Below are 11,693 nucleotides of genomic sequence, written 5' to 3' on the forward strand. Positions count from 1 at the left end.
ATTTTTCGGCTGACCGGGACTAGGCTTTCATGCGAAACCTCGTCGCTGTCCATGGGAGCACCCTTGGGTAGGGCATTCTAAACACTGGATTTGGTGACTTGCCATGGCTGTCGTTGAAGAGCGTGATGGGATGACTGGCGGCAGCAGCCTGGCGACGGAGCCGCTGTATCTCGACGGAGTGCAGGGGAGCGCCGTCATCGCGGCTGCTGCGACGTCGGTCTGGACGGTCGATCAGATCGCCAATCAGCTCGCCTTCGGTTATTGGGGAGGGGCGAAGCACGCCTGGGACTTGTCGGCCGGCGGTCGAAGCATCTGGTTCGATGTTTCCGCACTGACCGCAAGCGGCCAGGCCCATGCCCGTGCGGCACTGGATCTCTGGGCGGACGTCACCGGCATCCGGTTCATCGACATGCCCGGCAGCAGCGGCAGCAACGGCATCAAGTTCGACGACGATCAGGAAGGCGCCTTCACCTCCACCCAATTTTCGTTCGGCCGCATCCAGTCGGCGACGATCAACATCAGTCGAGACTGGATCGCCGGAAGCAGCGGCAATCTCAACAGCTATGCTTTCCAGACCTACGTTCACGAAATCGGCCATGCCCTGGGTCTCGGCCATGCCGGCGATTACAACGAAACCGCCACCTACGGGGTGGACGCGAAATATCTGAACGACGGTTGGCCGATGACGATCATGTCGTATTTCGACCAGCGGGAGAACACCTACTTCAGCGGCCAGAACTATTCGTTCAACTTCGTCACGACCCCCCAACTAGCCGACATCGCCGCAACCGTCCTTCTCTACGGGATGCCGACTTCGACGCGTCTCGGTGACACGGTTTACGGGTTCAATTCCACGGCCGGACGCGCTGTGTTCGATGCGACGAAATATGCGTCGGTGAGCTACACGATCATCGACAGCGGTGGGACCGACACGCTCGACTATTCGGGCTTCTCGGCAAATCAGCTGATCGACCTGCGACCCGCGAATTTTTCCAACGTGGGTTCGAGTATCGGCAATGTAGCGATTGCGATCGGCACGACGATCGAGAATGCCGTCGGCGGGAGTGGTGACGATCGTATCATCGGCAACGATGTCGGCAACGCTATCAACGGCGGGCCTGGCAACGACGTGCTGGAAGGACGTTCGGGAAACGACCTGCTGACGGGCGGCCCGGGTGCCGACGTACTGAGCGGCGGGACGGGCGTCGACACGCTCTTCGGAGGCGACGGGCAGGATCTTTTTACCGATCTGATGGTCAATTTCAGCGGGGACACGATCGGCGATCTGACGACAGCCGACGCAATTGTTCTGAGCGATGCGAGCTTGCCCTCCTTCCAGTTTTCGCTGGTCGGCAAGGTCCTGAGCTTCATCGGTGGGACTATCACCTTTTCAAACAGCCTGGGCGGTCCGCTCGTCGCAAACACGGCGTCCACCGGTGGAGTGAAGCTGACACTTGCGAAGCAATTCGCCGATCCCACCGGAATCCTGGTCAGCAACTTCGCGGTCGGGGCGGGTGGCTGGTCGACGCAGGACCTTTATCCACGGCACATCGCGGACGTTAACGGCGATGGGTTCGGCGACATCGTGGGTTTCGGCTCCCAGGGCGTGCTTGTTTCCTACGGAGCGGCACTAAGCGGATTCACCCCGGCCAAGATGGCCACCGGTCATTTCGGGTCGAATACGGGCTGGATCAGCGACAATCTCTTTTATCGTGAATTGGCCGACATCAATGGCGATGGCCGTGCCGACATTATCGGCTTTGGCATCGCCGGCACCCTCACGGCGATTGCGAAAGCCGATGGGAGCTTCGCCGACCCGGTCACCGGGCTGCTGGATTTCGGCATCAACCAGGGATGGACGACGCAGGAAGGCTTCGCTCGGGCTACCGGCGACGTGAACGGTGACGGCAAGGCCGACCTGATCGGCTTCGGCTCAGCAGGAACACTCGTCGCGCTCGGCAAGGGCGACGGTACTTTCCAGGAAACACGGTTTTCGCTCGCCGACTATGGGGTGCGGCAGGGCTGGACCAGCGACAATTCGTTTCGCCGGATGCTTGCCGACGTGAATGGCGATGGCTCCGACGATATCGTTGGTTTCGGCTACGCAGGTGCGCTGGTGTCGCTCTCCAATGGCGATGGCACCTTCACCAGTGCCCGATTGATCCTGAACAACTTTGGCCTTCAGCAGGGCTGGTCGAGCCAGAACAGCTTCAGCAGGGACATCGCTGACGTCAACGGCGACGGTTTTGCGGACATCGTTGGCTTTGGAGCCGCCGGAACCTATGTGGCTTACGGTACGGCCAATGGTACCTTTTCGGAAGCAAGGCTCGACGTCGAGAACTTCGCCGCGAAGCAGGGCTGGACGAACGATGCGATTTATCATCGAGAACTGGCCGATATAAACGGCGACGGCCGCATCGACGTCGTGGGTTTCGGGGCAGCCGGAGTTCTGGCCGGCGTGAATCAAGGTCACTGGCTGGCATAGCGACGCTCGGCCCGACCCTTCCAAACCTAGCTGTCGTCAGAAGTGAACTGGCCCGTATTGGCACAGCGGAGGATCACCTGTTTCGCCTTCCCGGAACGGTGATAGTAAGCCGGAAGTTAACAGGAAAGAAAACGGCCTGTATCACCGGGATCGGTGTCGTTTGTAGGAGATTGCCATGAAGTCGCTGAACTATGCAGTAGCTGCTGCGATCGCCACAAGCAGTCTTTCAAGCGCTGCCGATGCGGCGGAAATCGTCACGTCGGGCGAAAATGCGACGACGGTGCAGGTTGCCAATCTCGACGCTGGTGCGAACAACAGCTTCACCATCGGCTTCAGCGATGCGAACCTGACCAATCCCTTTGCCGAATTGCTGACGTTCACCACCGACGTCGCCGGGATGTTGAATCTGTTTGTAGGAACGACGGGTGCGTCGGCCGAGAACAATGTGACCTTCAGCAACGTCTTCCTGACCGGCACTGGCCTGCCGAATCCGAATGGCGTGCCGCTGTCGCAGGTGCTGTTCGACCCGAACGATACCTTCGTCCGGAACATGGTCGCAGTCGGACCGGGCACCTACACCCTCAACATTCAGGGCAATCCGGGAACGCAGAACGGCTCGCTCTCCGGCAACGTCGCCTTTGTCGCCGCGGCGGTTCCTGAGCCGGGCACCTGGGCCATGATGCTCGTCGGCTTCGGCGCAATTGGTTTCTCGATGCGCCGTCGCCGGACGCAACGGCCTGTCCTTCAGCTCGGCTGACCTTCTTACAGCTGTCCATTATCGTTGAATGGCCCGGCTTGATCGCCGGGCCATTTCGACTCGTGGTCGCCAACGGCAGCGGTTGAGCGCAATCTGGCGTGGGCCGGGAGGGTTTCGCGCCCCCTTTGCCTTGATCGTGGCTGAACGATGCAGCCAGTGTAAAGTAATGCGGTTTGCTTAGTTGGCGCCGAATGCAGAATACCATCCAGCGCGCCTTGGAAGTGGCACCGGAATGCAGCACGCTGAAAGAGCTTCGTCAGCGGCTCGCGAGCGAAGGCCACAGCCACATTCACGCGCACCTTGGCGGATTGGGCATACAGCGACAATTGCGCGCGCTCTTCAACCAGCGGCAGGGGCAACGCCAACGCGGAACTCGCTCCGACTGCCCGGCATCGTCATGAACAGACTTGCTGGTGCCGTGAGGATGCGAGCGTCTGCGCACACGCGCTCGACCCAAGCCTTCAGATAAATCAGGCGCCGTCGCCGACCGTTACGATGTAAATGGAGGCCCGACCGGGAATCGAACCCGGGTGCGAGGATTTGCAGTCCTCTACGTCACCACTCCGCCATCGGGCCCCGATGCAGCGCGTCCCCTAAGCAGGGGCGCCGCGGGCCTGTCAATCTTTGCGCGACGACAGGACGGCCGGAAGGGGTGGTTTCGCCTCGTTTCCCTTGACCACCTGGATCCGGAATGCCTTGGGCCCGAGCAGGTAGCGCGCGGCCGCCTGCTTCAAGACGGCGGGGGTCACGGCTTCCAGGTCGGTCCGCTGAGTGCGGATGCTTTCGGCGGTGAACGGGTCCTCGATGTCCTCAAGCGCCCCCATCCAATAGCCGTTGCCATCGCGCGACCGCTCGATCGCCGCCAGCATAGGGCGTCGCGCGCGGGCGAGTTCGTCGGCGTCCACCGGCTTGGACGCCAGGTCGTCGGCGATCCGCTGGGCGGCGGCGAAAAAGCCGGGCAGGCTGGCCGGCGGTGCCTCGACCTGCGCCGCGAGATAGCCGTAGCTGCCCCAGGTCGATGACGCGCCATGCACTGCCGAGGGGGCATAGCTGACGCCTTCCTTTTCGCGCAGCTCGTCGGTCAGGCGCAGCTGGAACACCGCGCCGAGTAGGGTAAGCGTGCGCGCCAGCTGGCGGGTCTCGGGCGAATAGCCGGTGGTCGGCCAGGCGATCATCCCCACCGCTTGGTCTTCGCGGCCCCTGTGGGAGAGGGTCACCATCCCGCCCGCCGGCGGCGGCGGGAACACCATCGGTCCGGCTGGCGGGTTGCTGTCGGCGCGGGCGGGCAGGGCGCCAAAGGTCGCCGCGGTCTGGGCGATCGCCTGGTCGACCGTGATGTCGCCGGCCATGATGATCTCGATCCGCCCCGAACGAAGCGCCGGATCGACCAAGGTCCTGGCGTCGGCGATGCTGCTCGCCCGCATCGCGGTCCGGCTCGGCACCTCCCAGCGCTTGTCGCCCGAGCGCAGCAGCAGCCCGAGATCGCGGCTCAGCACCCCGTTCGGCGAACTTTCGAAGCGATCGTGGATCGAGGCCGCCTGCGACTTGATCCGCTCCCATCCGAGTGGCCGCCACCCGGGCTCGGAGACATAAGCGGCGAGCAGCTGCATTTGGGTCGGGAGGTCCTCCCGGCGGGTCGCGCCGGCGAGGACGAAACGGTCGTCGTCGACTACGAAGCCCGCCCCCACCAGCTTGCCGGTCAGCGCGCGATTGACCCCGTCGGCATCGAGCTTGCCGGTGCCGCCGAAGGTAAAGGCATTGCCCAGTGCCCATTCCGGGCTCGGCCGGTCGGCCGGCATGGCGAGCCGCCCGTCACCGAAGCGGACGCTGACCAGCACCTGCTCCTTGCGCGCCGCGCTCGGCCGGACGGTCAGCCGCACGCCGTTGGCGAAGCGGACGTGGGTCGCGCCGATCTCGGCGAACTCGCGGCGCTCGGCGATCTTTCCGGCGGTGCCGAAGGTCGAATAGGGCCAAGCGATCCGGGCCTGCGCCAGCGGCGGGGTGACCGCCACCTTGCGCGAGGCGTCGTAGGCCGCGAGCGCGGCCTCGGTGGTCACCAGCGGCCGCGGAAGGCTGAGGTACAGCAGCGGCCCTGATCCCGAGAACAGCCGGCGCGCCGCGGCACCGATCCGGGCAGGGGTGAGGGTCGGCGCGACCCCTTCGTAAAAGGCCAGCCGGTCGGCTGGGCTGGTCACAACCTTGTCGCGGTCGACCGCCGCCACCACGCCCTCCGCCAGCCCGGCGCTGGTCCGGGTCGAGGCCGAGGCGACCGCGGCCTGAAGCGCGGTGCGAACTCCGGTCACCTCGCGCTCGATCTCGTCGGCGGTCACCCCATGGTCGACCAGCCGGCGTTGTTCCTGGTCCATAGCGGTCAGCGCGGTGCGCCAGTCACCCAGCCGTGCTTCGGCCGACATGCCGGTCGTCGCGGCAGTCTCCTCCAGCTCGGAGCTGAATACCCGCGCCGCGATGAACGGCGGCCGGCCATCCTGCTGCGCGAGCTTTTCCAGCCGGCGGTTAAGGATGGTCGCGGCCAGCTGCTCCTCGAGCTCGCGAGTACGCTGCGCGACGCTGTCGGGTGAAAGGTCGGGCGGCCGCACCCAATTGATCGTCATCGACGCTGCGAACGAGGGATCGACGAACACGCGTCCTTCGGTTTGGCGGGGGGAGGGGCGGCCCTGGTCAGCGGGCGTGCCGGCGGGACCGACGCCTTTCCAATCGCCGAACTGGGTCTGCAACCGGCGCTCGATATCGGCCGGATCGACGTCGCCGACCACCACCAGGGTCGCACGCTCGGGCCGGTACCAGGCCCGGTAATAGTCGAGCAGGCGCTGGCGCGGTGCGGTGCGGATGATCTCGGTTGTGCCGATCGGAAGCCGCTGGCCGAGGCGCTGGCCGGGGTAGAGCCAGGCCAGCTGGTCGACCAGCATGCGATAGCCGGGGGTGGCGCGGGCGCGTTCCTCCGACAGGACGATGCCCCGTTCGCGGTCGAGCGCGGCAGCGTCGATGGTCGCCCGCCCGGCCACTTCGCGCAGCAGGAACATCGCCTCGTCGAGCGTCGCCTTGTCGGTCTGCGGCAGGTCGAGCTTGAACACCGTCTGCCCGAAGCTGGTCGAGGCATTGGTGTCGGGCCCGAACCGCAGTCCGGCCCGCTCCAGCCGCCGCACGAACTCGCCCTCCGGCACGTTCTGCGTGCCGTTCAGCACCATATGCTCGAGGAAATGGGCCAGCCCGCGCTGGTCGTCGGCCTCGTTGAGCGATCCGGTGTTGATCCGCAGCCGCACCGCCGCAACCCCCGGCGGGGTCTTGTTGCGGCGGATGACGTAGCGCAGCCCGTTCGACAGCGTGCCCAGCTTGAGCTCGGGATCGGCGCGCAGCCCGTCGCCGCGCATCCATCCACCGGCGTCGGCCGCTACGACTGGGCGAGCCGAAGCAGCAGTGGCGGCAAGGCTCGTGCCGGCCAGCAGAACAAGGGTCGCCAAAGCCGCGCGGCGCATCACGAACATTCGATCTCCTGCCCGAATCACAGACACTTGCGGTCCGGTTCGGTTAGAGCCGAGCAGCCCCGGCCTGCCAAGCGCCGTGTCCCCCGCTCTCGACCTCGCGGCTCCTCCCTTCGATAAACGGATACGGCTCTGCTTGGCGGGACGGGCCGCGACCGTTACATGAGCATTGCCAATGACGGTGTCATAGTGCGATAAGACACTTGCAGCGATCAGCTCAGAAGGACGACGAGAAACCGATGGACTTTGCCCAGGCCCGCCGAGCGATGGTCGACAGCCAGCTTCGGCCGCAGGCGGTCACCGATCCGCTGGTGGTGGCAGCAATGGCGAGCGTTCCGCGTGAGGCCTTCGTGCCCGCGTCGTCGCAATCGATCGCCTATATCGACCGCATGGTCCCGCTCGGTAACGGCCGCTCGCTGAGCTCGGCGATGAGCCTCGGCCGGCTGCTGAACGAGCTTCACTGCAGGCGTGGCGAGCGCGCGCTCGTGGTCGGCGCGGGCACCGGCTATAGCAGCGCCGTTCTGTCCGCGATGGGGCTGGAGGTCGTCGCGGTCGAGACCGACCCGGCCCTAGTCGCGCAGTTGCGCAGCCTGCAAGGAGTCACCGTCCACGCCGGCCCGCTCGCCGAAGGCGCGCCGTCGCATGCCCCGTTCGACATCATCCTGGTCGACGGCGAGGTCGAGCAACTACCCGACGCACTGGTCGAACAGCTGAAGCCCGGTGGCCGGCTCGCGGTCGGCCTGGTCGAAAAGGGCGTTTCGCGACTTCAGGTCGGGACACGCTCGGTTCATGGCTTCGGGCTCAAGAGCTTCGCCGATTCCGCCATGGCGCCGTTGCCGGGCTTTGCTCGGCCGGCCGTCTTCACCTTCTGATGCGTCAAAGAAAGCACCCTGTGCGCCATCTTCTCAGCTGCAGCGCGCTTGCCGCGCTGATCCTTGCCAGCCCCGCCGCCGCCGACACGCTGCGCGAGGCCCTGGTCTCCACCTACCGGACCAACCCCACCCTCAACGGCCAGCGCGAGGCGCTTCGGGTAAATGACGCTGGGGTCGCCATCGCGCGGGCCGCGGGTCGCCCGCAGGTCGCCGCCAACGTCGGTCTCAACCGCGACCTCACCCGCTCGGGCGTGCTCGACACCGGTCGCTCCAAGGGGCCGATCGTCTCGGGCGGTCTCGACCTCAGCGTGCCGCTGTTCCAGGGCGGCCGGGTCAAGAATTCGGTCGAGGCCGCGCGGACCCGGGTCGAGGCCGGCCGCGCCACGCTTCGCGCGGTCGAAGGCGATGTCTTCGTCCAGGCTGTCCAAGCCTATATGGACGTGATCCGCGACCGCGCGATCGTCGAGCTCAACCGCAACCAGATCGACGTTCTTTCAACCAACCTCCGGGCAACCCAGGACCGATTCCAGATCGGTGACCTGACCCGCACCGACGTCGCCCAGTCCGAAGCGCGCCTGTCACTGGCCCGCGCCAACCTTGCGCTGGCGCAGGGCCGACTGCTGTCGAGCGAGGCGTTCTACCGCCAGGTCGTCGGTCAGGCCCCGGGGCAGCTTGCCTCGCCGCCGCCGCTTCCGCCGCTGCCCACCAGCGCCGAAGAAGCCGTGCGGATCGCGCTGGTCGCCAATCCCGACGTGATTGCGGTCGTCCGCCAGGCTCAGGCCGCCGGGATCGACGTCCGCGTCGCCGGCGCCGACCGCCTTCCGACCGTGTCGGGCGTGCTCAGCGGCGATTACGTCAACACCGTGGGCGGAAGCCAGGTCGCGGGCATTCCCCGCGCGGGCACGCAGACGACGATTGGCCTCAACACCCGCGTCCCGCTCTATCAGGGCGGCCTCCCCAGCGCGCGTATCGCTCAGGCCCGTGCGGTCGAAGGCCAGCTGCTCGAGCGGACCATCGAGACCGAGCGGGTGGTGGTCCAGTCGGTCCGTTCGGCCTTCGCCAGCGTGGTCGCGACTCGCCAGGCGATCGCCTCGAACGAGGTGGCGGTGTCGGCTGCCCAGCTCGCGCTCGAAGGCGCCCGCGCCGAACGCAGCGTCGGCACCCGCACCGTGCTCGACGTCCTTAACGCCGAGCAGGAACTGCTCAACGCGCAGGTCCAGCTGGTCAGTGCACGGCGCGACCAATATGTCGCCGGCTTCCAGCTGCTGAACGCGATGGGCCAGGCCGAGGCAGAGGATCTCGGGCTCGAGGGCGGGCCGCTCTACGACCCGATCGGCAATTACCGCCGGGTAGCCGGCCAGTGGAACGACTGGAAGAGCGAAGGCCGCTACGTGCCGCGTTCGACCCGCACCGTGTCCGCGGCGGAGGAGCCGATCGCCACTCAGCCCGGCGCGCCGATGTCCGGTCCGCCGAGCCCAGGGGTGACAATCCCTCCGCGTTGAGGGTAGCAGGGCAGAATGGCTGGCCGCGAACCCTCGATGGAAGACATCCTCGCTTCGATCAAGAAAGTGATCGCGGAGGAAAAGGAGCTGCGCAGCACTGTCCAGGTCGCCGCGCCGCCGCCTGCCGCCCGCGTTGAGCCGGAGCCTGAGGAGCCCGCGGAGGAAGAGGTTCTCGAACTCGACCAGCCGGTGATCGAGGAGATGCAGCTTCCGCAGGTCGACCTCGGTCCGCCATTGGTCAGCGACGATGCGGCGGAGGCCAGTCGCTCGCGCCTCGCCGCGCTGCAGGAAGCCGCCGCCTCCGCGCCGCCGCCGCCCGCGGTCAATCCGCTCGAGCAGATGGTCCGCGACATGCTCCGCCCGATGCTCAAGGACTGGCTCGACCAGAACCTCCCCGGCATCGTCGACGAGCATGTGAAGCGCGAGATCGGGCGGATCACGGGGCAGGGGCTCTAGCACCGCCACTTGCGGTTCACCGCCGCGCTGCTACGCCTCGGCGCCATGATCAAGCGCTCCCTCCTGCTGGCGGCCGCTGCCGCCGTCCTCGCCCCCACCGTCACCGCCGCCCGGCCGATGACCGCCACCGACATGCACATGATGCGCCGCCTGGGCGCGCCCGAAGTCTCGCCCGACGGCAAGATTGCGGTGTTCACCCTGTCGACCACCGACCTTGCCGCCAACAAGCGCAACAATGTCCTCCACAGCCTCGACCTGACCCGCGCCGGAGCCGCGCCGCAACCGATCGCTGGCGCCGAGGGCGCGCACGACGCGGTGTTCGGACCCGACGGTGCGCTCTATTTCCTCAAGGCTGTGGGCGAGCGCGACCAGCTGCACCGGATGCCGATCGGCGGCGCCGCGCAGGTGATGAGTGACTTCGGCGCCGACATCTCGGGCTTCAAGATTAGCCCCGACGGCAAGCGCGTCCTTGTCTGGGCCGACCAGCGCGACTGCCCCGACCTCGCCTGCGCCGCGACCACCTTCGCCGCCAAGGAGCCGGGGTCGGGCCGGGTCTACGATCAGCTATTCGTGCGCCACTGGGACACCTGGGCCGAGCCTGGCGTCAAGAGCCGGATCTACACCTTCGACGTCGCGGGCGGGAAGCTGCAGGGCTTCGGCACGCGCGTCACCGGCGCGCTGGTCGGGGACACGCCGTCCAAGCCGTTCGGCGGGGGCGAGGAGATCAGCTGGTCGAGGGACGGCCGCACCGTCTTCTTCGCGCTGCGCGAAGCGGGCCGGATCGAGCCTACTTCGACCAACCTCGACGTGTTCGCCGCGCCCGCCGACGGATCGGGCCAGCCGACCAACCTAACTCCCGATAATGACGGCACCGACACCCTGCCGACTGTCTCGCCCGATGGCCGCACCCTGACCTATGTCTCGATGGCTCGCGCTGGCTATGAGGCCGACCGCCAGGTGCTGATGCTGCGCGACCTTGCCACCGGGCGGGTCCGTGCTCTGACCCAAGGCTGGGACCGCTCGGTTGGCTCGATCGAGTGGGCTCCCGACAATCGCTCGATTCTGGTCACCACCGGCGACACGCTGGAGCATCCGATCTTCCGCGTCGATGTCGCGAGCGGGCGGGTCACCCGCCTGACCGCCGACGGCAATGCCGGCAATGTCCAGGCGCTGCCGAACGGCGGGGTGCTCTACACCTCCAACAGCATCCAGGCCCCCGACGACCTCTACCTCCTCCGCGGCCGCGCCAAGCCGGTTCAGCTGACAGCCGTCAACAAGACGCTGCTGGCTGAACTCGACCCGGTCACCGTGGATCGCTTCAGCTTCGCCGGTGCGAATGGCGACAAGGTGTGGGGGATCAAGGTCAAGCCGGTGGTCAACCACCCGCTGCCGGTCGCCTTCGTCGTCCATGGCGGACCGCAGGGCAGTTTCGGCAACGGCTGGTCCTACCGCTGGAACCCGCGGGTTATGGCCTCGATGGGGATGGGCGTGGTCAGCGTCGATTTTCACGGGTCCACCGGTTACGGCCAGGCCTTCACCGACAGCATCCAGAACGACTGGGGCGGAAAGCCGCTGCAGGACCTCCAGCTCGGCCTCGCTTACGCCACGGCGCAGGACAAGCAGCTTCAGGCCGACAACGCCTGCGCGCTCGGCGCCAGCTATGGCGGCTACATGATGAACTGGATCGCCGGCCAGTGGCCCGACCGGTTCAAGTGCCTGGTCCAGCATGACGGCGTGTTCGACGCCCGCGCCATGGCCTACGAGACCGAGGAGCTATGGTTCGACGAGTGGGAACATGGCGGCAAGACCTATTACGAGGATCCCGCCGCGTTCGAGCGCTGGAACCCGGTCAACCACGTCGCCAAGTGGAAGACCCCGATGCTCGTGATCACCGGCGAGAAGGATTACCGCATTCCCTACACCCAGGGGATCGCCTCCTTCACCGCCCTCCAGCGCCGCAACATCCCGTCCAAGCTGGTCGTCTTCCCCGACGAGAACCACTGGGTGCTGAAGCCGCAGAATTCGATCCAATGGTATCGCGAGGTCCAGCGCTGGATGAAGCAGTGGACTGGCGGTCAGCCGACGATGGGCACCGCCAACTGAGCCACACAGTTGTTTCGG

At 66.4% G+C, this 11,693-nt stretch carries 8 protein-coding genes and 1 tRNA gene; 6 read left to right on the forward strand and 3 right to left on the reverse strand.

What is annotated here, in order from left to right; translation table 11 throughout:
• The first annotated feature begins 103 nt into the window (after positions 1–103).
• Both M1K48_RS00805 and M1K48_RS00810 read left to right on the forward strand, forming a co-directional pair.
• A complete protein-coding gene (locus tag M1K48_RS00805) occupies positions 104–2,485 on the forward strand; it encodes a M10 family metallopeptidase C-terminal domain-containing protein (RefSeq protein WP_249504000.1) in 2,382 nt (793 codons plus the stop codon).
• Between the two features lie 175 nt (positions 2,486–2,660).
• Complete coding sequence (locus M1K48_RS00810) at positions 2,661–3,242, forward strand: FxDxF family PEP-CTERM protein (protein ID WP_249504001.1); 582 nt, start codon at positions 2,661–2,663, stop codon at positions 3,240–3,242.
• Between the two features lie 5 nt (positions 3,243–3,247).
• On the opposite strand, the gene M1K48_RS00815 is transcribed toward M1K48_RS00810, so the two are convergent.
• The 3 genes from M1K48_RS00815 to M1K48_RS00825 form a co-directional block, all read right to left on the reverse strand.
• Positions 3,248–3,607, reverse strand: a complete 360-nt coding sequence (locus M1K48_RS00815; protein WP_249504002.1) for a hypothetical protein — start codon at positions 3,605–3,607, stop codon at positions 3,248–3,250.
• Positions 3,608–3,744: 137 nt separating this feature from the next.
• Positions 3,745–3,818: transfer RNA gene (locus tag M1K48_RS00820), tRNA-Cys, on the reverse strand.
• A gap of 41 nt (positions 3,819–3,859) precedes the next feature.
• A complete protein-coding gene (locus M1K48_RS00825; RefSeq protein WP_249504003.1) occupies positions 3,860–6,745 on the reverse strand; it encodes a M16 family metallopeptidase in 2,886 nt (961 codons plus the stop codon).
• A 236-nt stretch (positions 6,746–6,981) separates the two neighbouring features.
• Here M1K48_RS00825 and M1K48_RS00830 point away from each other — a divergent pair, with 236 nt between their 5' ends.
• The 4 genes from M1K48_RS00830 to M1K48_RS00845 are packed head-to-tail and all read left to right on the forward strand — an operon-like array spanning position 6,982 to position 11,675.
• Positions 6,982–7,614, forward strand: a complete 633-nt coding sequence (locus tag M1K48_RS00830) for a protein-L-isoaspartate O-methyltransferase family protein (protein WP_249504004.1) — start codon at positions 6,982–6,984, stop codon at positions 7,612–7,614.
• Between the two features lie 20 nt (positions 7,615–7,634).
• Positions 7,635–9,116, forward strand: a complete 1,482-nt coding sequence (locus M1K48_RS00835; protein ID WP_249504005.1) for a TolC family outer membrane protein — start codon at positions 7,635–7,637, stop codon at positions 9,114–9,116.
• A 15-nt stretch (positions 9,117–9,131) separates the two neighbouring features.
• Complete coding sequence (locus M1K48_RS00840; RefSeq protein ID WP_249504006.1) at positions 9,132–9,572, forward strand: DUF2497 domain-containing protein; 441 nt, start codon at positions 9,132–9,134, stop codon at positions 9,570–9,572.
• Positions 9,573–9,617: 45 nt separating this feature from the next.
• The gene (locus M1K48_RS00845) at positions 9,618–11,675 is read left to right on the forward strand and encodes a S9 family peptidase (protein ID WP_249505287.1); all 2,058 of its coding nucleotides are present in this window, start codon (positions 9,618–9,620) and stop codon (positions 11,673–11,675) included.
• Positions 11,676–11,693: the final 18 nt, after the last annotated feature.

Source organism: Sphingomonas glaciei (assembly GCF_023380025.1).
Classification (GTDB): Bacteria; Pseudomonadota; Alphaproteobacteria; order Sphingomonadales; family Sphingomonadaceae; genus Sphingomicrobium; species Sphingomicrobium glaciei.

What these genes read in the sequence shown, in the direction of transcription:
- M1K48_RS00825 (WP_249504003.1), bottom strand. Translation starts at nt 6,745, where the DNA reads ATGTTCGTGATGCGCCGCGCGGCTTTGGCGACCCTTGTTCTGCTGGCC.
- M1K48_RS00840 (WP_249504006.1), top strand. Translation starts at nt 9,132, where the DNA reads ATGGCTGGCCGCGAACCCTCGATGGAAGACATCCTCGCTTCGATCAAG.
- M1K48_RS00830 (WP_249504004.1), top strand. Translation starts at nt 6,982, where the DNA reads ATGGACTTTGCCCAGGCCCGCCGAGCGATGGTCGACAGCCAGCTTCGG.
- M1K48_RS00845 (WP_249505287.1), top strand. Translation starts at nt 9,618, where the DNA reads ATGATCAAGCGCTCCCTCCTGCTGGCGGCCGCTGCCGCCGTCCTCGCC.
- M1K48_RS00805 (WP_249504000.1), top strand. Translation starts at nt 104, where the DNA reads ATGGCTGTCGTTGAAGAGCGTGATGGGATGACTGGCGGCAGCAGCCTG.
- M1K48_RS00810 (WP_249504001.1), top strand. Translation starts at nt 2,661, where the DNA reads ATGAAGTCGCTGAACTATGCAGTAGCTGCTGCGATCGCCACAAGCAGT.